The sequence below is a fragment of the Streptomyces sp. NPDC048481 genome (assembly GCF_043200075.1).
Lineage (GTDB): Bacteria > Actinomycetota > Actinomycetes > Streptomycetales > Streptomycetaceae > Streptomyces.
In genome coordinates, this window is record NZ_JBICXC010000004.1 from 108,432 (window position 1) to 134,568 (window position 26,137).

General features: G+C 73.8%; 21 protein-coding genes. 7 read left to right on the plus strand and 14 right to left on the minus strand.

Annotated features, from left to right (window positions below):
* Positions 1-152 precede the first annotated feature (152 nt).
* Complete coding sequence (locus ACGFSH_RS14600) at positions 153-1,247, plus strand: chemotaxis protein (protein WP_393348345.1); 1,095 nt, start codon at positions 153-155, stop codon at positions 1,245-1,247.
* A gap of 90 nt (positions 1,248-1,337) precedes the next feature.
* Positions 1,338-2,363, plus strand: coding sequence for a Gfo/Idh/MocA family protein (locus ACGFSH_RS14605; RefSeq protein ID WP_393348347.1), 1,026 nt, complete (start codon positions 1,338-1,340; stop codon positions 2,361-2,363).
* Between the two features lie 13 nt (positions 2,364-2,376).
* Here ACGFSH_RS14605 and ACGFSH_RS14610 read toward each other — a convergent pair whose 3' ends face one another.
* A complete protein-coding gene (locus tag ACGFSH_RS14610; RefSeq protein ID WP_393348349.1) occupies positions 2,377-2,790 on the minus strand; it encodes an SsgA family sporulation/cell division regulator in 414 nt (137 codons plus the stop codon).
* Between the two features lie 372 nt (positions 2,791-3,162).
* Between ACGFSH_RS14610 and ACGFSH_RS14615 the strand changes: the two genes are divergently transcribed.
* Positions 3,163-4,542, plus strand: a complete 1,380-nt coding sequence (locus tag ACGFSH_RS14615) for a PP2C family protein-serine/threonine phosphatase (protein ID WP_393348351.1) — start codon at positions 3,163-3,165, stop codon at positions 4,540-4,542.
* 53 nt (positions 4,543-4,595) lie between these two features.
* On the opposite strand, the gene ACGFSH_RS14620 is transcribed toward ACGFSH_RS14615, so the two are convergent.
* Positions 4,596-6,098, minus strand: coding sequence for a hypothetical protein (locus tag ACGFSH_RS14620; RefSeq protein WP_393348353.1), 1,503 nt, complete (start codon positions 6,096-6,098; stop codon positions 4,596-4,598).
* Positions 6,099-6,331: 233 nt separating this feature from the next.
* On the opposite strand from ACGFSH_RS14620, the gene ACGFSH_RS14625 reads away from it, so the two are divergent.
* A complete protein-coding gene (locus tag ACGFSH_RS14625) occupies positions 6,332-7,462 on the plus strand; it encodes an aminoglycoside phosphotransferase family protein (RefSeq protein ID WP_393348355.1) in 1,131 nt (376 codons plus the stop codon).
* 249 nt (positions 7,463-7,711) lie between these two features.
* The gene (locus tag ACGFSH_RS14630) at positions 7,712-9,628 is read left to right on the plus strand and encodes an N-acetylmuramoyl-L-alanine amidase (RefSeq protein ID WP_393348357.1); all 1,917 of its coding nucleotides are present in this window, start codon (positions 7,712-7,714) and stop codon (positions 9,626-9,628) included.
* Positions 9,629-9,660: 32 nt separating this feature from the next.
* Here the strand turns inward: ACGFSH_RS14630 and ACGFSH_RS14635 are convergent, their stop codons facing one another.
* The 6 genes from ACGFSH_RS14635 to ACGFSH_RS14660 all read right to left on the minus strand — a co-directional run bounded on the left by ACGFSH_RS14635 (position 9,661) and on the right by ACGFSH_RS14660 (position 14,793).
* Positions 9,661-10,158 (minus strand): hypothetical protein, encoded by a 498-nt coding sequence (locus ACGFSH_RS14635; protein WP_389510002.1) that lies wholly within the window; start codon positions 10,156-10,158, stop codon positions 9,661-9,663.
* A gap of 185 nt (positions 10,159-10,343) precedes the next feature.
* Complete coding sequence (locus tag ACGFSH_RS14640) at positions 10,344-10,586, minus strand: DUF397 domain-containing protein (RefSeq protein ID WP_329406677.1); 243 nt, start codon at positions 10,584-10,586, stop codon at positions 10,344-10,346.
* 83 nt (positions 10,587-10,669) lie between these two features.
* Positions 10,670-11,836, minus strand: coding sequence for a thiolase domain-containing protein (locus tag ACGFSH_RS14645; protein ID WP_393348359.1), 1,167 nt, complete (start codon positions 11,834-11,836; stop codon positions 10,670-10,672).
* A complete protein-coding gene (locus ACGFSH_RS14650; protein WP_393348361.1) occupies positions 11,833-12,903 on the minus strand; it encodes a thiolase domain-containing protein in 1,071 nt (356 codons plus the stop codon). Before ACGFSH_RS14650 ends, ACGFSH_RS14645 begins: the two co-directional genes overlap by 4 nt.
* Complete coding sequence (locus ACGFSH_RS14655) at positions 12,900-13,844, minus strand: Zn-ribbon domain-containing OB-fold protein (protein WP_393348363.1); 945 nt, start codon at positions 13,842-13,844, stop codon at positions 12,900-12,902. Before ACGFSH_RS14655 ends, ACGFSH_RS14650 begins: the two co-directional genes overlap by 4 nt.
* A 148-nt stretch (positions 13,845-13,992) precedes the next feature.
* Entirely contained in the window at positions 13,993-14,793 is an 801-nt protein-coding gene (locus tag ACGFSH_RS14660) for a crotonase/enoyl-CoA hydratase family protein (protein WP_393348365.1), read from the minus strand.
* Between the two features lie 172 nt (positions 14,794-14,965).
* On the opposite strand from ACGFSH_RS14660, the gene ACGFSH_RS14665 reads away from it, so the two are divergent.
* Entirely contained in the window at positions 14,966-16,612 is a 1,647-nt protein-coding gene (locus ACGFSH_RS14665; protein WP_393348367.1) for an acyl-CoA synthetase, read from the plus strand.
* A 46-nt stretch (positions 16,613-16,658) separates the two neighbouring features.
* Here ACGFSH_RS14665 and ACGFSH_RS14670 read toward each other — a convergent pair whose 3' ends face one another.
* Positions 16,659-17,528, minus strand: a complete 870-nt coding sequence (locus ACGFSH_RS14670) for an alpha/beta fold hydrolase (RefSeq protein WP_393348369.1) — start codon at positions 17,526-17,528, stop codon at positions 16,659-16,661.
* Positions 17,529-17,866: 338 nt separating this feature from the next.
* On the opposite strand from ACGFSH_RS14670, the gene paaK reads away from it, so the two are divergent.
* The gene (gene paaK, locus ACGFSH_RS14675) at positions 17,867-19,165 is read left to right on the plus strand and encodes a phenylacetate--CoA ligase PaaK (RefSeq protein WP_393348371.1); all 1,299 of its coding nucleotides are present in this window, start codon (positions 17,867-17,869) and stop codon (positions 19,163-19,165) included.
* A 43-nt stretch (positions 19,166-19,208) separates the two neighbouring features.
* Here paaK and ACGFSH_RS14680 read toward each other — a convergent pair whose 3' ends face one another.
* The 5 genes from ACGFSH_RS14680 to ACGFSH_RS14700 all read right to left on the minus strand — a co-directional run bounded on the left by ACGFSH_RS14680 (position 19,209) and on the right by ACGFSH_RS14700 (position 26,137).
* Positions 19,209-20,708, minus strand: coding sequence for an acyl-CoA synthetase (locus ACGFSH_RS14680; RefSeq protein WP_393348373.1), 1,500 nt, complete (start codon positions 20,706-20,708; stop codon positions 19,209-19,211).
* Positions 20,709-20,798: 90 nt separating this feature from the next.
* On the minus strand, positions 20,799-22,352 hold the full coding sequence (locus tag ACGFSH_RS14685) for an acyl-CoA synthetase (RefSeq protein ID WP_393348375.1): 1,554 nt from the start codon (positions 22,350-22,352) through the stop codon (positions 20,799-20,801).
* Entirely contained in the window at positions 22,349-23,458 is a 1,110-nt protein-coding gene (locus ACGFSH_RS14690; RefSeq protein ID WP_393348377.1) for an NAD(P)H-dependent flavin oxidoreductase, read from the minus strand. Before ACGFSH_RS14690 ends, ACGFSH_RS14685 begins: the two co-directional genes overlap by 4 nt.
* A 60-nt stretch (positions 23,459-23,518) precedes the next feature.
* Entirely contained in the window at positions 23,519-25,150 is a 1,632-nt protein-coding gene (locus ACGFSH_RS14695; RefSeq protein WP_393348379.1) for a phytoene desaturase family protein, read from the minus strand.
* A 141-nt stretch (positions 25,151-25,291) separates the two neighbouring features.
* Entirely contained in the window at positions 25,292-26,137 is an 846-nt protein-coding gene (locus tag ACGFSH_RS14700) for an oxygenase MpaB family protein (protein WP_393348381.1), read from the minus strand.

Below are 26,137 nucleotides of genomic sequence, written 5' to 3' on the forward strand. Positions count from 1 at the left end.
GTGCTGTCCCGGTTACTGACGCGTACGGTAACCGGCGTCCGGGGCCGCCGTCACCGTCCGGTCCCGGGGTTTTCGCGGGCACCGGCGGATTGCGCGCATGGCCCGATATTGCCCCGAATGCCTTGTATGCGGATCGGTCCTATGGTGCTCGTATGGAGCACGCACTGAGCCCCGCGACCCTCTCCGAACTGCGCCGCCCGCGCCCCTATCCGGCGGTGTCGGTGCTGACCCCCACCCACCGGCGCGAACCCGAGAACGCCCAGGACCGCGTACGGCTGCGCAATGTCGTGGCCGAGGCGAAGAAGCAGCTGGAGCACGACCCGGCGGTCACCCGCGAACGGCGGGCCGACGTCGCCGGCCAGCTGGACCGGGCGCTGGCCGAGATCGATCTGGCGCACAGCGAGGACGGCCTGGTCATCTACGCCGCCCCCGGCGAGCACCAGGTGTGGTCCCTGGCCCGCGCCGTGCCCGAACGCGTCGTCTTCTCCGACACGTTCCTCACCCGCAACCTGGTCTCCGCGCAGGCTTCGGAGCGCCCCTTCCGGGTGCTGTCGCTCTCCGCCGACCGCGTCACCCTGTGGCACGGGGGCGTCGACCGGGTCACCGAGGCGCGCGGCGGCGGGTTCCCGCTGACCAGGGTCCGGGAGAACTTCGACGCCGAGCGCCGGCAGCGGATCGGCGACCAGCCCAGCACCTTCCGCGACGAGGACACCCGCCACTTCCTGCGGGACGCCGAGGCCGCCGTGGCCCGGCTGCAACGCGAGGACCCGCTGCCGCTGTACGTCACCGGCGAGCCGGCGGCGCTGGCCCTTCTCGACGAGCAGGGCCCGGCCGTCCGCGGCGCCGTGCACATCGCGCACGGCGGGCTGTCGCACGGCACACCCGAGGCGGTGTGGCAGGCGGTGCGTCCCGTGCTCGACGAGCGGTCCCGGCGGGACGCCGAGGCCGTCGCCGCGGAACTCGACTCCGCCCGCGGGCAGCGGACGTTCGCCGCGGGCGTCGACGAGCTGTGGCAGAGCGCGCGGGAGGGCCGGGTCCGGCTGCTCGCCGTCGAGGAGAACTACCGCGTCACGGTCCGCGACGACGGCGAGCACCTCGTCCCCGCCGCGAGCGGCGACCTCGACGCCCGCGAGGACATCGTGGACGAGATCGTCGAGCAGTGCCTGGAGACCGGCGCGCAGGTGCGCTTCCTCCCGGACGGCGCCCTGGGCCCGGTGGACGGCCTCGCCGGCGTGCTGCGCTACTGACGCCCGCCCCTTACGGCCCGCCCTCCTCCGGCCCGCCTTCCCCGGCGGCGTACGCTACGCCGTGATCGTCGACCGGGGAGGAGATCAGGGGTGGCCGACCTGCTGGGCGTCGCCGTGCTGGGCGCCGGACACATGGGCGCCGACCACGTTCGCCGGCTCGACCGCGTGGTGAGCGGCGCCAGGGTCGCCGCCGTTGCGGATCCGGACGTCGCGCGCGCGAAGGAGGCCGTCGCCGGGATCGACGCGGTGACGGTCCACGAGGACGCGTCGGCCGCGCTCGAAGCGCCGGGCGTCGAGGCGGTGCTGATCGCCTCCCCCGGTCCCGCGCACGAGGAGGCCCTGCTCGCCGCGTTCGCCCGGGATCTGCCGGTGCTGTGCGAGAAGCCCATGGTCCCGGAGCCGGCCGGGGCGCTGCGGGTGATGGAGGCGGAGCTGCGGCGCGGGCGCCGGCTGGCACAGATCGGGTTCATGCGGCGCTACGACGCCGGGTACCGGCGGCTCAAGGCGTTGCTGGACGACGGCGGGCTCGGGCGGCCGCTGATGCTGCACTGCGTGCACCGCAACGTGTCCTCACCGCCGGGCTTCACCAGCGCGATGCTGATCGACAGTTCGGTGTCGCACGAGATCGACGCGGCCCGCTGGCTGCTCGGCCAGGAGCTCACCGCGGTGACCGTGGTGCGCCCCCGCGCCTCCTCGGGCGCCCCCCAAGGGCTGCTGGACCCGCAGTTCGTGCTGTTCGAGACCGAGGGCGGCGCCCTGGTGGACGTGGAGGTCTTCGTCAACTGCGGCTTCGGGTACCAGGTGCGCTGCGAGGCCGTGTGCGAGGCGGGCGCGGCGCGCGTCGGCGACGACCACGGGATGCTCGTCACGGCGCGCGGCTCCGCGGGGAGCGACGTGCCCGGGGACTATCTGGTGCGGTTCGCGGACGCCTACGACCGCGAGGTGCAGGCCTGGGTCGACGCGACCCGCCGGGGCGAGGTCACCGGCGCGAGCGTCTGGGACGGTTACGCGGCGTCCGTCGTCGCCGAGGCCGGGGTCAGGGCGCTGGAGAGCGGCGCGCGCACCGCCGTCGAACTCCCCCCGCGCCCGGGCCTGTACGCCGGGACCGGCCGCTGACGCCGGGCGGGCCTCAGACGTTGCCGAGGAGGGCCTGCAATCCCCGGTCGACCGCGGCCGTGACGTCCTCGCGCCCCGCCGCGACGACCGCGTAGCTGCGCAGCAGGAACCGGCGCAGGGCGCCCGTGTCGAACTGGAGCAGGGCCAGGCCGAGCGGGGAGTGGAACTCCATCACCGTCAGGTCCGGGCCGCAGGGCCAGATGTGCACGTCCCCGGTCCCGGCCGGGCCGCTCACTCCCCGCTCCAGCAGGCCGCGGCCGAACGTCCAGGTGACCGGCTCGCCCTCCAGGGAGACCTCCGGCGGGAAGTCGACGTGCACGGCGAACGGGTCGGCGGAGTCGTAGCGGAGCGTGGCGGGCACCGGCAGCTCCTGGTCCTCCGCGGTGATCAGACGGGCGTGGACGGCCTGTTCCAGAGTGATGTCCATGCATGTACGACCTCGCAAGGGGCTTTCGCATTACGGGAAAGCGCGGTCCAATTATTGTGACCTGCATCACAGCGGTTGCGACAGAGAGCGCTGCCTCGCGAAACGGGGAACACAAGGCCGTCGAACACATGACTGACGGTCTTTCCCGCCTCCCCCATCCATCCCTCAAGTCACGTACGCCACATACGACTTGACCCCGACCGAAGCCCGTCGGACGGCGTTCCGCCGCACCGTCCGAGGGACAGTGGCATATGCCAGAAGCACCACCGAATCGTGTGTTGCCAAAGCACTTACACGTCGTCGCGCGCTGTGCAACAGTCGTGACGGCCGTTGTGTCAGCCCTCGTCGAACCGTCCCGTATCGGAGTGCGTCATGCCGCCCCATGTCTCCGCGGACCGCTCAGCCGCCCAGCCGCCAGGACGCGGCCCGGTGGACGCGCTGATCACGCAGACGCGACGGCTCAAGGGCGACATGGACGCCGTCCGGCCGGCCGCCCCGGGCGACCAGGCGGACCCCCGAGGCCGCTGGCAACGCGCGCTCTACGAACTCGCCCGGCACCAACTCGACGACCTCGACGCCCACCTGGCCCAGTTACGGGACGGGCCCCCGCCGGCCGTCCGCACCGCGTCCGCCGCACCCGCGGCCGACCGGCGCGAGTCTCTCCTCAGCCGGGTCGGCAGCGCCGAATGGAACCTGCTCACGGACGAGGCCCTCTGGTCCGAGGAGCTCTGCCGCATCCTCGGCCGCGACCCCGCCGCCCCCGCCCTCACCCTCGACGAACTGCCCTCGCTCGTCCTGGAGGAGGACCGGCCGAAGCTGACCTCGATGGTCACCGGCTGCCTGGTCGACGCCCGGCCCATCGACGGCGAGTTCCGCGTCGTCCGTCCGGACGGCGAGCCGCGCACCGTGCACATGATGGGCGAGCCCGTGCTCGACGCCGAGGGCGGCACCGCGTCGATGTGGGCGGTCCTGCGCGACGTCAGCCAACTGCGCCGCAGTCAGCGGGCGGTGCGCGAAAGCCGCGACTCGCTCCAGCGGCAGCGACAGCGCGCCCAGGCCGAGCAACAACTCGCGGCCGAACTGCGGGAGGCGGTCCTGCCGTCCTGGCGCGGCCCCCTGAACCTGCCCGGCGGGGGCGACGGCTCCCTGGACCTCGCCGCCCGCAGGCTGCCCGCCACGACGGCCGGCGGCGACTGGTACGACGCCCTCGAACTCCCCGACGGCCGCACGCTGCTCGGCGTCGGCGACCTCACCGGCCAGGGCCCGGCCGTCACCTCCCACACCGCGATGCTGCTGGGCGCCCTGCGCGGCATGGCCATGGCGGGCACCGAGCCCGGCCAACTCCTCTCCTGGCTGAACCAGTTGCTGGACGCCACCGTCCAGCCCGCCCTGGCCGGCGCCCTGTGCTGCCACTACCGGCCGGACACCCGCACCCTGACATGGGCGCAGGCCGGACACCCCGCCCCGCTGCTGTTCCGGGCCGGGACCGGGCGCCGGCTGGACGCGCCGCAGGGCGTACTCCTCGGGGCCGCCTCTCGCTCCGTCTACGGGCAGGCCGAGGAGACCCTCGAAGAGGGCGACGTGCTCCTGCTGCACACCGAGAGCCTGTCCGCCGACCGCCTCCTCGGCCTCGCCCCCCGCCTGGACGGAGCGCGCACGGCACAGGACTGCGTGCGGACGGTCGTGGAGGAGTGCGGCGAGACCGGACGCGACCACGACGCCTGCGTGCTCGTCGCCCGCGTCGCCCGCTGACGGCCCACGGCGACCGGCCGGCGACGCCGACGGCCGGGACGGACCGCGCCCCCTCACGCCCGGGCTTCGCCGCCGGGCCGCGCCCCCTTCTGCCTCGGCAGCGCCAGCCGGATCTCCTCGCGCAGTTCGCTGATCCGCGGGGAGTCGGCGTACTGCGCGGTGAGCCGGTACATCTGGCTCAGCCGGTCCCAGGTGCGCCGGGAGGAGTTCGACCCCATCGACATCAGGGCCAGCCGTGCGAACCGGTCCGCCTGTTCGGGATCGTTGGCGATGAAACAGGCCGACGCCATGGACAGATGGTCGAAGATCTTGGACCGCTCCCGGCCGTCGACGCGCAGCGCGAGGGCCTTCTCCGCGTAGTACTGGGCGTGCGCGGCCGCCTGCGGCTCGAACTCGGCCAGCGTGCGGTAGGCCAGGGCCTGCATGCCGTACAGATCCTCGTCCTTGAAGGTCTGCATCCAGGACGGCGGGGTGACGTCGCCCCGGTCGGAGACGAACAGGTCCTCCGCCCGGCCCAGGGTGCGGCGCATGGCCTGCCCCTTGCCCATCGACGCCTGCGCCCAGGCCTCGATGGTGTGGAACATCGCCCGGGTGCGCGGCAGCACGTCGTCGCCGGAACCGGACTGGGCCAGTTTCATCAGGTCCAGGGCGTCGTCGGGCCGTCCGAGATGGACCATCTGACGGGCCGCCCGGGACAGGGCCTCGCCGGCGCGCGGCCGGTCGCCGCCCTCACGGGCGGCATGGGCGGCGATGACGAAGTACTTCTGGGCCGTCGGCTCCAGACCGACGTCGTGCGACATCCAGCCCGCGAGGACCGCGAGGTTGGCGGCGACGCCCCACAGGCGTCGCTGGAGATGGGCGGGGTGGCGGTAGGCGAGGATGCCGCCCACCTCGTTGAGCTGGCCCACGACGGCCTTGCGCTGCAAGCCGCCGCCGCGGGCCGCGTCCCAGGACCGGAACACCTCGACGGACAGCTCCAGTTCGTCGACTTCCTCCGTTCCGATGGGAGCTGCCTCGTAGCGGTCGAACCCGGCCTGGTCGGCGTGGTGGACGAGGGGGTGGTCGATGACAGGAGCGTCGGCGGAGAGCGTGGGGTCGGTGTGCAGCCACTCGTACATGGCACTGCTGAGTGCTGATCCCGCGGCGAGCGCGGCACCCGCGCCCACCAAGCCGCGTCGGTTGAGCATGAGGTCCATTCCCGTGAATTCGGTGAGGACCGCGGCAGTCCGTTCGGGCGCCCACGGCACGCCGTCGGGATGTTGCGCACTCCCGCCGCCCGGCCGTTTCCCGGTACGCCCGTGCCGGACCAGACCGAGGTCCTCCATGGTCACGACACGGCCGAGACGCTCGGTGAACAGGGCCGCCAGCACCCGCGGCACCGGATCGCGCGGGATCTCTCCCGTGTCGATCCATCGCCGCACCCGGGAGGTGTCGGTCGACAGCTGGGGGTGGCCCATGGCCGCCGCCTGCCGGTTGACCAGCCTCGCGAGTTCGCCCTTGGACCAGCCGGCCAGGCCGAACAGGTCCGCCAGGCGGGTGTTGGGTTGTCCGCTCACGTCAAGCCCCCAGGTTCTCGGCTGAGTTGACAGTAGCCCCGGGAAAGTTGCCGGGCGACTATTCGCCAGGGTTCGCCAGGGTTCGCCAGATGGTGTGCCACTGGCCGACGGGTGTCAGGTAGGAATGCGCCACCCCGACCCGGTCGCCGAGGGACATTCCCCAGGGTGTACCCGTGGAGGGCAGGTCGGGGCAGCGCACTGACGTCCGGCACACGAAGGGATCTGTTTCTCCCATGTACGCAGCATCGTCCTCCGTGTCCGCCCCGCCCCGGTCGCTGCACACCCGCCCGGGCGGCGGCGGCCCCTATCTGGACCCCGCACGGTCGGCGGGCCCCGCGCTCGGCGCGGGCCCGGTCCGCCACCCCGCGGGGCTCGGCACGCAACCGCTCAGCGGAAGACTCGACCTGTCCGGCCCCCAAGGGGCCCAGCTGCGCACGGCGATCGCCGCGGTGCACCGGATCTGCCCGGAGTTCGCCCCGGTCCAGGTGCTGCGCCGCAGCGGCCGCTCGGTCCTCCTGGTCGGCACGACGGGACGCAGCACGGCCGTCGCCAAGTGCTTACTGGACCACTCCCCCGTATGGGCGGAGCGCGTCCGGCACGAAATAGCCGCGTACCGCACGTTCGTCCGGCACCGCCCCCCCGTGCGGGCGCCGAGACTGATCGCGGCGGACCCGGACAACTGCACCCTGGTGATCGAGCGGATGCCGGGGCGGGTGGCGGCACTGCAACGGCACCCCACCGAGGCCCCGCCGCGGGCCGACGTCCGCGCGGCGCTCGGCGCGATCTGCCGGCTCAACGCCTGGCGGCCGCCGGCCGGGACGTTCGACGCGCCCCTGGACTACGCGGCCCGCATCTCCCGCTACCACGAGCTGGGGCTGCTCACCGACCGCGACCTGGGCGACCTGCAGAAGCTGCTGCACGGCATCGCCGCGGGCGCGGGCCGGCAGGGCATGGGCCAGTTCTGCCACGGCGACGCCCTCCTGTCGAACATCCTCCTCTCACCGGCCGGTCCGGTGCTGGTGGACTGGGAGCACGCGGGCTGGTACCTGCCGGGCTACGACCTGGCGACGCTGTGGTCGGCACTGGCCGACGCGCCGGTGGCGCGCCGTCAGATCAGTCAGATCGCCCAGTCGGCCGGACCCGCCGCGCGGGACGCCTTCCTGGTGAACCTGATGCTGGTGCTGACCCGCGAGATCCGCACCTACGAGACCGCCGTGCAGCGTTCGATGCACGACGCGGTCCCGGCCGCGGGCCACCCGGGCGCCGTGCCGTCCGGCGAGGAACAGCGCCTGCTGCTGCGGCGGTTGCACGACGACTGCCAGCTGGCCCGCCGGGCCGTGCGCGCTGCGGTCGGCACCCGCTGACGGGCCGAGGGGTCCGCGGCACGCCGTGGACGCGGCGGACCACGGACTCCTCTTCCGCGCGCCCGGACGGTGTCTTGACGGAGGAAATGCCCTTTTTGTGGTCATGATTGACGGGTTGTCGACAAGGCGGAACCGCGCGGACCCCGCGGGACCCGCGCTCCGCCGCCCGCCCGTCCCCAGGAGACCGCAGTGCGAGAACCCGTCACTCCCCCCGGATCCCACAGACGTTCCCGCAGAGCCGCAGGCGCCATGGCGTCGGCGGCTCTGCTGCTCCCGCTGTGCGCGGCGTCCCCCGCAGACGCCGCGGACCTCCGGCCCGCCCCGGCGACCGGCCTGCAACGGGCCTTCGCCGCCGCGGCCGCCGAGTACCACGTGCCGCAGAGCGTGCTGCTGGGCGTCTCCTACCTCCAGTCGCGCTGGGACGCGCACGCGGGGGCGCCGAGCGTGACCGGCGGCTACGGCCCGATGCACCTCACCGACGCCCGCACGGCGCTCACGGCGGCCTCGCCGCGCGGCCGCAGCATCCGGGACATGCGGGGCGACCCCCTCCGGCCGACGCGGCGTCCGGCGCGGCTCCCGGACGTCCGGGTCCCCTCGGACGCGCAGCTGCCGGCCCGGCTGAAGACGCTGCCGAAGGCGGCGCGGCTGACGGGAGCGAGCCCCGCGGCCCTGCGCACGGACCCGGCGGCCAACATCGCGGGCGGCGCGGCGCTCCTCGCCGCCGCCCAGCGCGCGCTGGGCGAGCCGCTCAGCGCCGACCCGGCCGACTGGTACGGCGCGGTGGCGCGCTTCACGGGCGCGGACGACACCGCGACGGCCGCCGCCTACGCCGACGACGTCTACACGGTCCTGCGCAGCGGCGAGGCGCGCACCACGGACGCCGGCCAGCGGGTCGCGCTGGCCGCGCAGCCCGACCTGGTCCCGCGGACGGCCCCGCTGCACAGGGCCGGTCTGCGCACGCTCTCCGCGGCCGGCGCCGAGTGCCCGGCGACGGTGTCCTGCGAGTGGATCCCGGCGCCGCACGAGCGGTTCGGCGCGGACGACTACGGCAACCACGACGTGGCCGACCGGCCCGCCTCGCCTCCCGTCAGGTACATCGTCGTGCACGACACGGAGGGCGGCTGGGACGGCGTGCTGTCCTCGGTCCAGGACCCGACGTACGTGTCCTGGAACTACTCGCTGCGCTCCACCGACGGTCACATCGCCCAGCACGTCAAGGCGAAGGACGTGGCGTGGCACGCGGGCAACTGGTACGTCAACTCCACGTCGGTGGGCCTGGAGCACGAGGGCTTCCTCGCCCGGCCCGACGCCTGGTTCACGGAGTCCATGTACCGGGCCTCGGCGCGCCTGGTGACCTACCTGGCCGGCAAGTACGGCGTCCCGCTGGACCGGCAGCACGTCCTGGGCCACGACAACGTGCCCGGCCCCAGCTCCGCGAGCATCCCCGGGATGCACACCGATCCCGGCCCGTTCTGGGACTGGCGCCACTACTTCGAGCTGCTGGGCCGGCCCTTCGAGGCGACGCCCGGCGGCGAGGGCGCCGTGGTGACGATCCGGCCCGACTACGCCGCCAACCGGCCTGCCTACACGGACTGCGGCGGCCAGGGCGTGGCGTGCGCGGCGCACGGTTCCGGCGACGTGCGACTGTTCTCCGACCACGACGAGAAGTCGGCCCTGGTGAAGGACGTCGGCGACGGCGCGGCGCCCACGACGGGCGTGAACGACGTCTCCTCACGGGCGTCGACCGGCCAGCAGTACGCGGTCGCCGACCGGTGGGGCGACTGGACGGCGATCTGGTACCTCGGCCGCAAGGCGTGGTTCCTCAACCCTGCGGCCCGGCCCACCGCCGTGCCCGCCGCGGGCCAGGTGGTCACCCCGAAGGAGGGCCGCGACAGCGTGCCCGTGTACGGCAGGGCCTACCCCGAGGCGGGGGCCTATCCCGCGGGCGTGCCGGCCCAGGCGCTCTCGCCGCTGCCGTACACCCTGCCCAAGGGGCAGAAGTACGTGGCCGGGGACAAGGTGCCGGGCGAGTACTACTACGCGGTCACCTTCGACGGCGCCGCGCACCGGCTGGTCACCGGGACCGAGCGGTACTACGAGATCCAGTACGGCCACCGGGTGGCGTTCGTGCGCGCCGCGGACGTGACGGTGAGCCCGGCGGCGTAGCGCCTGTCGTCCGGATCGGCGCGGGCCGGGCCTCAGCCCTGCTGGAAAAGCTCCGCCGGGAGCGGCTTCAGCAGGGCGTACAGGTCGTCGGTGATGGGCCGGTCCCAGGCGGCGATGGTCACCAGGACGTTGTCGCTGCGGTCGAACTGCACGCAGGAGATCCGCCCTTCGGAGAGCTTGAGACGGCGCACGATCAGCAGGTTGTCGCCCTGCATCACCGGCATGTCCTCGGTGCCGACGACGCTCACCTCCTCGTCGTTCTCCAGCGCGAGCAGGAGCTGCGCGACCTCGAAGGGCACCTCGCCCTCCTCCACCTCGCGGGCCGGGGATCCCTCGGGCAGGTTGCCGATGATCATCGCGGGGCCGCGGCCGCCGAAGAGGTCGTAGCGCAGGAACACGCCCTGGCAGCTGCCGTCGGGCGCGGGCAGGAGGCCGGCGCCCAGGTTGCCGGGCCAGTCGCCCGGGTCCATGGCCAGGACGTCGAAGTCGGGCCCGGCGGGCGTGGCGCTGCGGCGGCGGAGGAACGACATGCGGCCATGGTACGTGGCCGGAGCCCCCCGGTGGCGCGTGGGCGGGACGCGTCCCGCGGCGCGCGAGCCGGTGCGCGCGCCACCGCCGCGGCGCTCCCCCGCCCCTGCGGGCCCGGCCCCGCACGGACGTCGCCGCACCCCCGCCCGGCGTCCGGGCGGCCGCGTCGGCGCCGTGCCGCGGGCAGTCAGGTCAGGTCGAACTCTCCCGCCCGCGCCTCCGACACGAACGCCCCCCACTCGGCGGGTGTGAAGATCAGGGAGGGGCTCTGAGGGCTGCCGCTGTTGCGCATCGCGATGAACCCCTCGACGAAGGCGATCTGGACATCCCCCCGCCCCCGGCTGCTGGACTGCCACTCGGCGTTGCTGAGGTCCAGCTCCGGCTTGTCCCAGCCCGTGAGCGGCTGCTGCTGGATGGTGCTCTCGGCCACGTCCGTGCTCCTCCCGGTTCGTCGTCCGCGGGCCAGCCTAGCGATCGGTCCCGGACGCCGACAGAGCACGCGAGGGGGACCTTTCAGGACATCGGCGGCCGGTCCCCCACCAACCACATGGAGAAGAACTGCGAACCGCCGCCGTAGGCGTGGCCCAGCACCCTGCGGGCCCGCTCCAGCTGGTGTTCCCCGGCCTGCCCGCGCACCTGGAGGGCGGCCTCCGCGAAGCGGATCATGCCGGAGGCGCCGATCGGATTGGTGGACAGGACACCGCCCGACATGTTGACGGGCAGGTCGCCGTCCAGCTCGGTGACCCCGGCCTCGGTGAGCTTCCAGCCCTCCCCCTCGGCGGCGAAGCCGAGGTTCTCCAGCCACATCGGCTCGTACCAGGAGAACGGCACGTACATCTCGACGGCGTCGATGTCGCGGCGCGGGTCGGTGATCCGGGCCTGGCGGTAGACGTCGGCGGCGCAGTCCTTGCCGGCCTGCGGCGAGACGGCGTCCTTGCCGGCGAAGAGAGTCGGTTCGCTGCGCATCGCGCCGCCGAGCACCCAGGCGGGCGGGCGGGGCGCGCGGGCGGCGCCGGCCCGGTCGGTGAGCACCATCGCGCAGGCCCCGTCGGAGGAGGGGCAGGTCTCGGAGTAACGGACCGGGTCCCAGAGCATGGGCGAGGCCTGGACCTTCTCCAGCGTGATGTCGTGCTCGTGGAGGTGGGCGTAGGGGTTCTTCAGCGCGTTGCGGCGGTCCTTGTACGCCACGAGCGAGCCGACGGTGTCGGGGGCGCCGCTGCGCCGCATGTAGGCGCGCACATGCGGGGCGAAGAAGCCGCCGGCTCCGGCGAGCAGGGGCTGCTGGAAGGGAATGGGCAGGGACAGTCCCCACATCGCGTTGGACTCGGACTGCTTCTCGAAGGCCAGGGTGAGCACGGTGCCGTGGACGCGGGCGGCGACCAGGTTCGCGGCGACCAGGGCGGTGGATCCGCCGACCGAGCCGGCCGTGTGCACGCGCAGGATCGGCTTGCCCACCGCGCCGAGCGCGTCGGCGAGGTACAGCTCGGGCATCATGACGCCCTCGAAGAAGTCGGGGGCCTTGCCGATGACGACGGCGTCGACGTCGGCCCAGGTCAGCTCGGCGTCGTCGAGGGCGCGCCGGGCGGCCTCGCGGACCAGTCCGGCCATCGAGACGTCCCGGCGGGCCGCGACGTGCTTGGTCTGGCCGATGCCGACGACGGCCACGGGCTCCTTGCTCATCGCGGTTCCCCTTCGAGTACGGCGACCAGGTTCTGCTGGAGGCACGGGCCGGAGGTGGCGTGGGCGAGGGCGCGGTCACATTCGCCCCGGTGGATGCGGGCGGCGGCCTCGCCGATGCGGATCAGTCCGGCGGCCATCACGGGGTTGGCGGCGAGCGCGCCGCCGGACAGGTTCACCCGGACGCTGTCGTCCAGCCGCAGCGCCTTGCGCAGGACGACCTCCTGCGAGCTGAACGGCGCGTGCAGTTCGGCGGTGTCCACGGGCCGGTCGAACGCGCCCGCGCGCTGCGCGGCGAGGCGGGTGGAGGGCGAGTCGGTCAGGTCGCGCACGCCGAGCGAGTGGGCCTCGACGCGGTGGTCGACGCCCCGGATCCAGGCGGGGCGCGAGCACAGTTCGCGGGCCCGTTCGCCCGCCGCGAGGATGACGGCGGCGGCCCCGTCGCCGACCGGCGGGCAGTCCCCGGTGCGCAGCGGCCGTACCGCGTAGTCGCCCTGCGGGACGGGACCGCGCAGCTGGGCGTGGGAGTTGAGGGTGGCGGTGCGCCGGCTGCGGGCGCCGATCGCGGCGAGGGCCGGCTCGTCGGTGTCGCCGGCGTCGATCAGCGCCTGCGCCTGGAGTGCGGCGAGGGCCACGGAGTCGGGCCACAGGGGGGCGACGTAGTACGGGTCGAGCTGGCGGGTGAGGACGTCGCGCAGGGAGCCGGGCGAGGACTTGCCGTAGGCGTAGACGAGGGCGGTGTCGGCGTCGCCGGTGAGCAGTTTGGTCCACGCCTCGTACAGGGCCCAGGCGCCGTCCATCTCCACGTGGGACTCGGAGATGGGCGGCCAGGCGCCGACGCCGTCGAGGGCGAGGGTGAAGGAGAAGGCGCGGCCGGCGAGGTAGTCGCTTGAGCCGGAGCAGGTGAAGTCGATGTCGGCGGTCTTCAGGCCGGTCCGGTCGAGGACGCTGTGCAGGACCGGCATGAGCATCTCGACCTCGGAGAGCTCGTCGGTGGTGCGCAGGACGTCGGTCTGGGCGAAGGCCACAACCGCGACGTCGCGGCGGCCGGGGGGTTCCTCGCGGGTCACAGCAGCTCCTTGTAGACGTCGTAGTCCGCGTCCGGTTCGCCGGTGGGCCGGTAGTGGTCGGGGTAGCGGGCACCTTCCGTCCAGACGGGCTCGACGCGCAGGCCCATGCGGACCTGGTCGTAGGGGATGCCGCCGATGCGTGCGTGCAGGGCGAGGTCGGCGCCGTCGAGGGCGATGTGGGCGTAGACGTAGGGCACCTCGATGTCGAGGTTCTTCGCCTTGATGTTGACGATGCAGAAGGTGGTGACGGTCCCGCGCGGTCCCACCTCGACCCGTTCCGCGGTCGGGACGCCGCAGGTGGGGCAGGCCCCGCGGGGCGGGACGTACACCTTGCGGCAGGACGGGCAGCGTTCGCCGACCGTGCGCCGGGCGGACAGGCCGGCGATGTAGGCGGACTGGGCGCGGCCGGGCGAGTAGGTGTAGTCGAGGCGGGCGGGGGCGACGATGCCGGTGACCGGGTCGTGCGCGAGGGCGTCGGGAGCGCCGCCGGGGGGCTCGGGTTCGCCGGTGTGGGGTTCGAAGCAGGCGATGTCGGTGATGGCGCCGACGCGCTCCGCGGCCCAGCGGATCCGGACCCGCATGCCGGTGCGGACGGCGTCGGGGCCGGGGGCGTCGAGGGCGTGCAGGAGGGCGGTGTCGGCGCCGTCGAGGCGGACCAGGACCCAGGCGAACGGGGTGGCGAGGGGCTGCCCGCGGCGGGGGGCGTGGTTCCAGGCCCAGGTGGTGACGGTGCCGGTGGGCGCGACCGGGACGAGGTCGTGGATCTCCTCGGCGGTCACGGGGTCGTACTCGACGGGCGGGACGAGGGTGCGGCCGTCGCCGGTGCGCACGCCGAGGACGACGCGCTCGCGCAGGCCGGTCAGGAAGGCGCTCTGCACGGGACCGAGGGACCGGGTGAACGGGAACTCGACGACCAGGGGTGCTTTCAGGACTTCGGGCATCGGGGCTGCCTCCTAGGGGGCCGACGTCGAGGGGGGGCGCCCGGTGGCGGGCGCGGGGCGGTCGGCTGTGCGGTCGCGGCGGGTGGGCCCGGCGGTCACGACGGTCTCGCGGGCCGCGCGGCGGCCCGCACCGCGGGCCCGTCCGGTGTCATGCGCGCCGGTAGCGGGGCGGGCGCTTCTCCGCGAAGGCGCGGGCGCCCTCCTTGGCGTCGGCGGTGTCGAAGACGGGCCAGCCGCGGGCGAGTTCGGCGGCGAGGCCGTCGGTCTCGGTGAGTTCGGCGCTCTCGTACACGGACGCCTTGACGGCCTCGACGGCGAGCGGGGCGCAGGAGTTGACGCGGTCGGCGATCTCCAGGGCCTTCTCCAGGGCCGTTCCCTCCGGGACGACGTGTCCGACCAGGCCGATGTCCGCGGCCTCCCGGGCGCTGTACGGGCGTCCGGTGAGCAGCATCTCCAGGGCGTGGGTGCGCGGGATCTGCCGTGGCAGCCGCACGGTGGAGCCGCCGATCGGGAAGAGTCCGCGCCGGACCTCGAAGAGGCCGAAGGTGGCGGAGTCGCCGGCGACGCGGATGTCGGTGCCCTGGAGCATCTCGGTGCCGCCGGCGACACAGTGGCCCTCGACGGCGGCGATCACCGGCTTGCGCGGGCGGTGGTGGCGCAGCATCGCCTTCCAGTGCAGGTCGGGGTCGGCCTTGAGCCGGTGGCGGTACTGCTCGCCCTCCATGCCCTGTCCCGCCAGGGCCTTGAGGTCCATGCCGGCGCAGAAGGAGCCGCCCGCGCCGGTGAGGACGACGGAGCGGACCGAGTCGTCCTCGTCGGCCTCCAGCCAGCCGTCGTACAGGCCGACGAGCATGGCGAGCGAGAGCGCGTTCCTGGCCTGCGGCCGGTTGAGCGTGAGCACGAGCGTGGCGCCCTCGCGGCGCACGGTGAGGTGTTCGGTACCGCCCATGGCACATCTCCCCTCGGAAAGAACGAGAACAGGTTGCAGGAGGCGTGACGGCAGTTCAAGGGTTTTCTGACAGGCAGTCAGATTTCTTGGCTCGGCCCCTTCCCACTTACCGCACCCTTTGCTCTGATGACCGGCGAACCGTCTGGGAACCCGGCCCCGGTCAGGAGGAACGGTGGAGTACAACCTTGCCGACCTGTTCGAGTCGGTCGTCGACGTGGCGGCGGACCGCGAGGCGCTCGTGTACGTCGACCATCCCGGCACGGGAGCGGAACGCCGGCTGACGTACGCGCAGCTCGACGCGGCGGCCAACCGCATCGGACACCACCTCCTCGACAGCGGCCTGCGCCCCGGCGCGCATCTCGGGCTGCATCTGTACAACGGCGTGGAGTACGTGCAGACGGTGCTGGGCTGCCTGAAGGCGCGCATCGTCCCCGTCAACGTCAACTACCGCTACGTGGAAGAGGAGTTGGTATATCTCTATCGGGACGCGGATCTGGCGGCGCTGGTCTTCGACGCCGAGTTCGCCGACCGGGTGGCGGCCGCGCTGCCGCAGACGCCGGCCCTGCGGCACCTGATCCGGGTCGGGCCGCCGGCCGAGGGCGCCGCCTTCGCCGAAGGCGCCGGCCCGGCCGCCGGCGCCATCCCGTTCACGCGGGCCGAGGCGGGCGGATCGCCCGGACGCGGGTTCCCGGCCCGCTCGGGCGACGACCAGTTCATCATCTACACCGGTGGCACGACCGGCATGCCCAAGGGCGTGATGTGGCGTCAGGAGGACCTGTTCTTCGCGGGGCTGGGCGGCGGCTCACCCACGGGCGAGCCGGTGAGCAAGCCCGAGGAGCTCGCCGAGCGGGTCGCCGCCGGCGGCACGGGCATCACCTTCTTCCCGACGCCGCCGCTCATGCACGGCACCTCCACGCTCACCGCGTTCATCGGCTTCAACTTCGGTCAACGCGTCGTGATCCACCGCAAGTTCGTGCCCGAGGAAGTGCTGCGGACGATCGAGAGGGAGAAGGTCACCAGCATCTCCCTGGTGGGCGACGCGATGCTGCGGCCGCTCATCGACGCCCTGGAAGGCCCCCTGAAGGGCACCGACTGCTCGTCGGTGTTCAGCGTCTCCTCGTCCGGGGCGATCATGTCGGACACGGTCCGCCGCCAGTTCCGGTCGCTGATGCCGAACGCGATGCTGCTGAACAACTTCGGCTCCTCGGAGTCCGGCTTCAACGGCACGGCGACGGAGGACTCCGGGCCCGACCGGGGCTTCCGCGTGCGGGTCAACGCGCGTACCCGGGTGGTCGACCCGGCGACCCGCGAGCCGGTGGCGGCGGGCGGGATCGGCCGCGTCGCCCAGTGCGGCCACGTCCCCCTCGGCTACTACAACGACCCGGCGAAAACGGCGGAGACCTTCTTCGAGAAGGACGGCGAACGCTGGGTGCTGCTCGGCGACATGGCCACCGTCGACGAGGAGGGCGTGGTCGTCGTCCTCGGGCGCGGCTCGCAGTGCATCAACACCGGGGGCGAGAAGGTGTACCCCGAGGAGGTCGAGCAGGCGCTCAAGGCGCATCCGGACGTGTACGACGCCCTGGTGGCGGGGGTGCCGGACCCGACATGGGGCAACCATGTCGCGGCGGTGGTGCAGATCCGCCACGGGGCCCCGCCGCCGTCCCTGGAGGACATCCAGAGCCACTGCCGCACCCGGCTCGCCGGCTACAAGATCCCGCGTCAGCTGGTGCTCGCCGAGTCCATCCGCCGCTCCCCGAGCGGCAAGGCGGACTACCGGTGGGCGCGCGAGGTCGCCGCCGCGCAGGGGCGGAGCGGCTGACCGCTGCGCCCCGGCCCGCGCCCGCGCCCGTCCGGGGACCTCGCCCTCAGCCGGGCCGCGCCGCACTCGCGCGCCCGGCACTCTCCAGGAAGTCGCCGACCCTGTCGGCGAAGCGGCCCGGATCGTCCAGCCACGGGTAGTGGCCGGCGCCGGCCTGTACAGCGAACTCGGCCTTCGGGAAGGCGTCGGCCACCAGCCGGGCGCGAGCGGGCCGGGGCCCGCCGTCCAGCTCGCCCGCAAGGACCAGCACAGGAGCGCTCACCTGCGCCAGCGCGGTCCGCAGGGCCGGCGGGTCGAAGGCGGCCGGGTCGAGGAAGCGGTCCTCGCCCTCGGCGCAGGTCTGCTCGTCCACGGCGGCCTCGTGGGCGCGGGCCGCGTCGTCCCACCTGCCGTGGAAGAAGGCGCCCACCACCGCCGGGTCGGGCTCGCCCCCGCCCCCGAGCCAGGCCTCGAACGCCGGGAACGCGTCCTCGAACCAGGGCTCGCCGCGCCGCAGCCGCGCGGCCGCCAGCCGCTCCTCCGGCGTGGCGGGCAGGCCGAGCGCCCACGGATTGACGGTGACGAGCACGAGCCCGGACACCCGGTGCGGATACCGCGCCGCGTACAGCATCGCGAGGCCGCCGCCCGCCGAATGGGCCAGCACGTCGATCCGCTCCCGCCCCAGGTGCACGCGCAGCGCCTCGACGTCGTCCACCTGCCGGTCGCAGCGGTAGGTCGCCGGATCCGCGGGGCACGCGGATCCGCCCGTGCCGCGCAGGTCGAGCAGGACGAGACGACGCCGGCCGGTGAGGCCGCCGAGGTCGCCCAGGTAGGCGGAGGCCCGCAGGGGGCCGCCGGGCAGGACGACGAGCGGCTCGCCCTCGCCCGCCTCGCGGTAGGCGAGCCGGGTCCCGTCCGGCGCGGTGAAGATCGGCATGCCCCGATTCTCGGCAGGATCGGCGGCCGCGCGCAACGGGGTTCTCCTCACTCCCCGTGCGCCGAGGGTTCCCCGCTTCCCGGCACTGCCCGGCGCTCCCCGGCGCCACCCGTGTTCCCGGTGTTCCCGGTGCTCGTGCGGGGAAAGTCGCCGCCCGGCCCTTGCCTGATGCGCCCGGGCCTGGATTACTGATCACGCGAGGGTCGACCGAATGATCGGTCGCCCGGATTGAGACAGTTCGGTGTCGGGACGTCCGGCGCCGGGACCGTCCGGCGTCGGCGAGCGTCCCGCGCCGGGCGCCCCGCGGCGCGCGGACAGGTCGGTGAGGGAGGCGTCCCATGACGGATGCGCGGAACCTGCTGGACGAGGGCGAGCGCCTCGACGAGAGCGCGCTGCGCGCCCTTCAGCTGGAGCGGCTGCGGACCGCGCTGCGCCGCGCCTACTCCCGGGTGCCCTTCTACCGCGAGGCCTTCGACAAGGCGGGCGTCCACCCGGACGACTGCCGCGACCTCGCCGACCTGGCCCGCTTCCCCTTCACCACCAAGGCCGACCTGCGCGCGCACTACCCGTACGGCATGTTCGCCGTCCCCCGGGACCGAATCCGCCGCATCCACGCCTCCAGCGGCACCACGGGCCGGCCGACCGTCGTCGGCTACACGGACGCCGACCTGTCCATGTGGTCGGACATGATGGCCCGTTCGCTGCGCGCGGCGGGTGCGCGGCCCGGTGACACCGTCCATGTGGCCTACGGGTACGGCCTGTTCACCGGCGGTCTCGGCGCCCACTACGGCGCCGAGCGCCTCGGCTGCACGGTGGTTCCCGCCTCCGGCGGGATGACGTCCCGTCAGGTCCGGCTGATCCTGGACCTGGAGCCCCGCGTCATCATGGTGACCCCGTCCTACATGCTCACGCTGCTCGACGAGTTCGAACGCCAGGGCGTGGACCCGCGGTCCACCTCGCTGCGGGTGGGCGTCTTCGGCGCGGAGCCGTGGACGGAGGCGATGCGGCAGGAGATCGAGGAGCGGTGCGCGATCGACGCCGTCGACGTCTACGGGCTGTCGGAGGTCGTCGGGCCGGGCGTGGCCCAGGAGTGCGTGGAGACCAAGGACGGGCTGCACGTCTGGGAGGACCACTTCTTCCCGGAGGTGGTCGACCCCATCACCGGCGAGGTCCTGCCGGAGGGCGAGGAGGGCGAGCTGGTCTTCACGTCGCTGACCAAGGAGGCCATGCCGATCGTGCGCTACCGCACGCGCGACCTCACCCGCCTGCTGCCGGGCACGGCCCGTGTCTTCCGGCGGATGCGGAAGGTGACCGGGCGCAGCGACGACATGGTCATCCTGCGCGGGGTGAACCTCTTCCCCACGCAGATCGAGGAGATCGTGCTGCGGACCCCGGGGGTGGCGCCCCACTTCCAGCTCCGCCTGACGCGCGAGGGCCGGCTCGACGCCCTGACGGTGCGCGCCGAGGCGCGTCCCGACGCCACGCCCGCGGAACGCGACACCGCCGCGCGCGCGGTCGCGGCGGCGGTGAAGGACGACATCGGCGTGTCGGTCGCCGTGGAGATCGTCGACCCGGAGTCGCTGGAGCGGTCGGTGGGCAAGATCCGGCGGATCGTGGACGAGCGCCCGCGCGCGTGACGGCCGCGGGACGGCGACCGCGCACGTCACGCCGGCCGTGGTGTCAGGAGGCGAACCGGTCCCTCAGCTCCCGTTTGAGGATCTTCCCGCTGGCGTTGCGGGGCAGCTCCTCCACGAAGAGCACCCGCTTGGGGGCCTTGAACGGGGCCAGCTTCTCGCGCGCGTGGGCGATGAGCTGTTCCTCCGACACGTCGCCCCGCGCGACGACGACCGCCGTGACGGCCTCGATCCACTTGTCGTCCGGCAGGCCGATCACGGCGGCCTCGGCGACGCACTCATGGGTGTAGAGGACGTCCTCGACCTGCCGGGAGGCGACCAGCACGCCGCCGGAGTTGATGACGTCCTTCACCCGGTCGACGATCGTGAAGTAGCCGTCGGCGTCGCGCACGGCGAGGTCGCCGGAGTGGAACCAGCCGTCCTTGAAGGCCGCGGCGGTCTCCTCGGGCTTCTCCCAGTAGCCCTCGCACAGCTGCGGGGAGCGGTAGACGATCTCGCCGGGCGTGCCGTCGGGGACGTCGGCGCCGTCCTCGTCGACCACGCGGGCGTCGACGAACAGGACGGTGCGGCCGCAGGAGTCCATGCGGCCCTTGTGTTCGTCGGGGGCGAGGACGGTGGCGAGCGGGCCGATCTCGCTCTGCCCGAAGCAGTTGTACAGGGCGAGCCGGGGCAGCCGTTCGCGCAGGCGCTCCAGGACCGGCACCGGCATGATCGACGCCCCGTAGTAGGCCTTGCGCAGGCCGGCCAGGTCGCGGGTGGCGAAGTCGGGTCGGTTCGTCAGAGCGATCCACACGGTCGGCGGGGCGAAGAGGCTGTCGACGCGGCCGGCCTCGAGCAGGTCGAGGAGCCGGTCGCCGTCGGGGGCGTCCAGCACGAGGTTCGTGGCGCCGACGGCGAGGTAGGGCAGCAGGAACACGTGCATCTGCGCCGAGTGGTACAGCGGGAGCGAGTGCGCGGGGCGGTCGCCGGCGCTCAGGTCGAGGGCGGTGATCGCGCTGAGGTACTCGTGCACCAGGGCGCGGTGGGTCATCATCGCGCCCTTGGGCAGGGCCGTGGTGCCGGACGTGTAGAGCAGCTGCACGAGGTCGTCGGTGCGCGGCTCGGGGCCCTCGTGGACGGGGGCGGCGGCGAGCCGCGCGAGGAGCGAGTCCTCGGCGTCGCGCAGGGGCGTGGTCCGCACGCCCGCGGGGAGTCGGCCGGCGAGGCCGGGGTCTGCCAGGACCAGCGCGCTGCCCGACTGGTTCACCAGGTACGCCAGGTCGTCGCCTGTGAGGTTCTGGTTGAGGGGGACGTGGACCAGGCCCGCGCGGGCGCAGGCCAGGAACGCGATGAGGTAGGCGTCGGAGTTGTGGCCGTAGGCCGCGACCCGGTCGCCGGGGGCCAGGCCCTCGGCGAGCAGGACGCTCGCCGCGCGCGAGACCGCCTCGTCCAGTTCCTCGTAGGTCCAGGTGCGGTCGCGGTACTCGACCGCCACGCGGGCCGGGGTGCGGCGGGCGCTGCGCCGCAGCACCCCGTCGACCGTGCTGCCATGTCCGGGGGGCGTCATGGCTCATGATCCTGGGACGGCGGCCGGAGCAGGTCAAGTCGTCGGCGCCCCGGGGGCGTCGGACCCGGCGGCCGGCCGGGTGCGGGTCGCTCAGACCTGGCGGGTGCGTCCCTCCCAGTACGGTTCGCGCAGTCGCCGCTTGTAGAGCTTGCCGTTGGGGTCGCGGGGCATCTCGGCGATGAAGTCGACGGACCTGGGCCGTTTGTAGCCGGCCAGCCGCTCGGCGCAGTGGGCGAGGAGTTCGGCGGCGAGGTCCGGGCCGGGCTCCCTGCCGGGGGCGGGCTCGATCACCGCCTTGACCTGCTCGCCCCAGTCGTCGTGCGGGATGCCGAAGGCGGCGGCGTCGGCGACGGCGGGGTGGGCGAGCAGCACGGACTCGATCTCGGCGGGGTAGATGTTGACGCCGCCGGAGATGATCAGGTCGATCTTGCGGTCGCGCAGGAAGAGGTAGCCGTCCTCGTCGAGGACCCCGAGGTCGCCGACGGTGAAGAAGTCGCCGATGCGGTTCTTCCGCGTCTTGTCCTCGTCCTTGTGGTAGGCGAAGCCTCCGGTGGTCATCTTCATGTACACGGTGCCGAGTCGGCCGGGCGGCAGCCGCTCGCCGTCGTCGTCGAAGATCGCCAGCTCGCTGATGGGCCAGGCCTTCCCGACCGTGCCCGGCTTCTTCAGCCACTCCTCGGCCGTGGCGAACGCGCCGCCGCCCTCGCTGGCCGCGTAGTACTCCTCCACGCAGGCGCCCCACCAGTCGATCATGGCCCGTTTCACGTGGTCGGGGCAGGGCGCGGCGCCGTGGATGGCGTGCCGCATCGAGGTCACGTCGTAGCGCGCCCGGGTGTCCGGGGGGAGGGCCAGCAGGCGGTGGAACTGGGTGGGAACCATGTGGGTGTGGGTGCAGCGGTGGACGTCGACGAGACGGAGCATCTCCTCGGGCGTCCACTTGTCCATCACGACCAGCCGGTGGCCCAGGTGCAGGGAGGCGGCCGCGAACTGCAGCACGGCCGTGTGGTAGAGCGGCGAGCACACCAGGTGCACGTTGTCGTCGAAGGGCCTGATGCCGAAGATGCCCAGGAAGCCGCCGAGGTAGGACTCCTCGGGCAGCTTGCCGGGCAGCGGACGCCGGATGCCGCGCGGGCGGCCCGTGGTGCCCGAGGTGTAGTTCATGACCCAGCCCAGGGTGCGCTCCGCGGGCGGCGACTCCGGTTGCCCGTCGAGGAGTTCGGGGTACGGCCGGAAACCGTCGGCCTCGCCGACGGCGTAGCGGTGGGTGGCGGGCAGCCGGGCCTCGTCGGCGGCCCGCCGCGCCTGGTCGGCGAAGCGTTCGTGGGCGATGAGCACCTTGGCCCCCGAGTCGGCGACGATCCAGGCGATCTCGGGGCCGACGAGGTGGTGGTTGACGGGCACGAGGTAGAACCCGGCCTGGGTGGCGGCCAGATGGGCGGTGAAGAACTCGGCCGAGTTGGGCAGGACGACGGCGAAGGCGTCGCCGCGTTCCAGGCCGGCGGCGCGCAGGCCGTGCACGAGCCGGTTGGCGGCTGCGTGCAGGCGTCCGGCGGTCCACTCCTGGCCGTCGGGGGCGATCAGGACGGTGCGGTCGGGGTCCTGGGCGGCCTGGGCCCAGAAGCCCGCGGGGGGTGTGCCGGTCACTGTCCGCTCCTTCCGGCGATGCGGTTGACACGGTCCACGGCCTGCTCGAAGCCGCGGGTGAGATCGTCGAAGACCGCCCGGACGCTGCGCACCTCGTTCATCCGGCCGACGATCTGGCCGACGGGCGTGCCGAGCAGGGGGTCGACCTCGTGTTTCTGGATGCGGGAGACGGCCTCCGCGACGAGCAGGCCCTGGAGAGGCATGGGGAGGGCGCCGGGTCCGTCGGGATCGTCCCAGGCGTCGGTCCACTCGGTACGCAGCTGGCGGGCGGGTTTGCCGGTCAGGGCGCGGGAGCGGACGGTGTCGCCGGAGCCGGCCGCGAGAAGTTTGCGGGTGAGGGCGGGCGAGTGCATGTCGGCCTCGGACGTGGTCAGCCAGACGGAGCCGAGCCAGACGCCCTGGGCGCCGAGCGCGAGGGCGGCGGCCGCCTGCCGTCCGCTGCCGATGCCGCCGGCGGCGAGCACGGGCAGCGGGTCCACGGCCTCGACGACCTCCGGGGTGAGCACCATGGAGGCGATCTCGCCGGTGTGGCCGCCCGCCTCGTAGCCCTGGGCGACGACGACGTCGATGCCGGCGTCCTTGTGCTTGCGGGCGTGGCGGGCGCTTCCGGCGAGCGCGGCGACGAGGACGTCCCGGTCGTGGGCGCGGGCGACGACGTCGGCGGGCGGCGAGCCCAGGGCGTTGGCCAGCAGCCGGATCGGGTAGTCGAAGGCGACGTCGAGCTGGCTGCGGGCCACCTGCTCCATCCAGCCGGTGATCCGCCACCCCGCGGCCTCGCCCTCGGCCAGTTCGGGGACGCCGTACTTGGCGAGGGTGTCCCGTACGAAGTCCCGGTGCGCCTCGGGGATCATCGCCTCGACGTCGGCCTCGGTCACGCCCTCGACCTTCTTGGCGGGCATGACGACGTCGAGTCCGTACGGCCGGCCGTCGACGTGGGCCTCGATCCAGTCGAGGTCGCGTCTGAGGTCGTCCGGGGCGGTGTACCGGACCGCGCCGAGCACGCCGAAGCCGCCCGCGCGGCTGATGGCCGCGGCGACGGCGGGGAACGGCGTGAAGCCGAAGACGGCGTGCTCGACTCCCAGTTGTGTGCTCAGCTCCGTCTGCATGGGCGCAGGATGCCGCAGCGGAGCGGACGACGGAAGACCTTTTCTGATAGACCGTCAGATTCAGTCGCCCGGGTTCCCCGCGGCCTCCAGCACCGCCATCGCCGCGTTGTGCCCCGGCACCCCGCTCACCCCTCCCCCGCGCACCGCGCCCGCCCCGCACAGCAGCACGTTGCCGTGCCGGGTCTCCACGCCCCAGCGGCCCGCACCGTCCTGCGCGTAGGGCCAGGACAGTTCCCGGTGGAAGATGTTGCCGCCGGGGAGTCCGAGGTCGCGCTCCAGGTCCAGCGGGGTCCGCGCCTCGACGCAGGGGCGGCCGTCGGCGTCGAGGGCCAGACAGTCGGCGAGGGGTTCGGCCAGATGCGCGTCGAGCTGGGCCAGGGTCGACCTCAGCAGCTCCTCGCGCACGCCGTCGTTGTCCGCGCGGAAGAGCCGGGCCGGGGTGTGCAGACCGAACAGCGTCAGCGTGTGGTGCCCCGAGGCGGCCAGGTCCGGGCCCAGGATGCTCGGGTCGGTCAGCGAGTGGCAGTAGATCTCCGAGGGCGGGGCGGCCGGCGGCTCACCGGCGGCGGCCTGGGCGTGGGCGGCGGCGAGCTGCTCGTACCCCTCGGCGATGTGGAAGGTCCCGGCGAACGCCTCCCGCGGGTCGACGGACGTGTCGCGCAGCCTCGGCAGGCGCGTGAGCAGCATGTTCACCTTCAGCTGGGCGCCCTCGGCGGGGGCGGGCGGCTCGTCGCCGGTGAGGGCCGCCAGAGCCTGCGGGGAGGCGTTCACCAGGACGTGCCGGGCGGCGACGACGCCCTCGCCGTCGGTACTGCGGTAGGCCACCTCGGCGCTGCGGCCGTCCGTGTCGATCCGTACGGCCTCGTGGCCGGTGGCGAGGACCGCGCCCGCGTTCCGGGCGGCGTCGGCCAGGGCGTCGGTGAGGGCCCCCATCCCGCCCACCGGCACGTCCCACGCGCCGGTGCCGCCGCCGATGACGTGGTAGAGGAAGCAGCGGTTCTGCCGCAGGGAGGGGTCGTGGGCGTCGGCGAAGGTGCCGATGAGCGCGTCGGTGAGGACCACACCCCGCACGAGGTCGTCGGCGAAGCGTTCCTCCACGGCTGCTCCGATCGGCTCCTCGAACAGGACCCGCCAGGCCTCCTCGTCGTCGACCGTGCGGCGCAGTTCCTCGCGGGTGGGCAGGGGCTCGGTGAGCGTGGGGAAGACCCGCTGGGCGAGGCGTCCGGTCATGCCGTAGAAACGCTCCCAGGCCGCGTACTCGCGCTCGCCGCCCGTGAGCCGTGCGAACGCCTCACGGGTGCGCTCCTCGCCCCCGCCCACCAGGAGCCCGGTGGCCCGCCCCGCACGCTCCACGGGCGTGTACGAGGAGATCGTGCGGCCGCGCACCCGGAAACGCAGCCCCAGGTCCCGCACGATCTTCGACGGGAGCAGGCTCACCAGGTACGAGTACCTCGACAGCCGGGCGTCGACCCCGGCGAACGGCCGGGTGGAGACGGCGGCGCCGCCGGTGTGGTCCAGTCGTTCCAGCACCAGCACCGACCGGCCGGCCCGCGCCAGGTAGGCGGCCGCGACCAGGCCGTTGTGGCCGCCGCCCACGACGACGACGTCGTAGGAGCGCCTCCTCCCGGGCCCCGCGTGTCCCGCCTGTTCCGACTGTCCTGTATGTCCCGTGTGTCCCTCGTGTGCTGGCATGGTTCTTGCTAGCACGAGGCGATCAAGGTCCGCCAGAGGCCGTTCCGGGCCCGCTCGGGGAGCGGCGTCCCTCCGGCCCGGGGGCGCGGGCCGCCGCTCCCCCGACCCGTCCGGCTCGTGCGGCCCGTCCGACGGGGCGGCCTACGGCCGGACCTTGTACGGGGCGGGGCGGGTTTCGGGGCCGAGTCGGGCCATGGCCCGCAGGATGTGCCGGGGCGGGAGCCGCCAGCGAAGACGTGCGGGAACGCGGCGCAGCACGGCCCCGGCGGCCCGCAGCCGCCGGGTGACGACGGCGGGTTCGGCGGCGCGTCTGCCGTACAGCTCGTGCGCGTACGGCGGCAGCGAGGCGTACGCCAGATCCGCGACGTGCCGCCACAGCAGGGCGCGTGCGGGCACCAGCAACGGGTGGGCCGGCGGGCGGAGCAGGAAGTCGTCCACCGCGCGCGCCTCGGCTCCGGCGGCCAGTTCGGGGCGCACCTTCTCGAAGTAGGCCTCCATCGCGGCCCGGTCGCCGGGCACGGTGTCCGGATCGAGGCCCACCAGGCGGGCGCTGACGCGGTGTTCGCCGATGTAGCGGTCGGCGGCCGCGTCGGAGAGCGGGTAGCCGGAACGGCGCAGGACGTGCAGATAGGAGTCGATCTCGGCGCAGTGCACCCACAGCAGCAGTGCGGGTGCGCCGACTCCGTAGGTTTCCCCGGTGTCCGGGTCGGTGGCGGAGAGCAGGCGGTGGATCCGGCGGACGCGGGCGCCCGCCTTCTCGGCGGCCTCGGCGGTCCCGTAGGTGGTCGTGCCGACGAAGTCGGCGGTGCGCATCAGCCGGCCCCACGCGTCGCGGCGGAAGTCGGAGTTCTGCAGGACGCCGCGCACGGCCCGCGGGTGGAGCGCCTGGAGGTAGAGCGCCCGGATCCCGGCGACCCACATCATCGGGTCGCCGTGCGCCTGCCAGGTCACGCTCGTCGGGCCGAACAGCCCCGGGTCGGCCGTCAT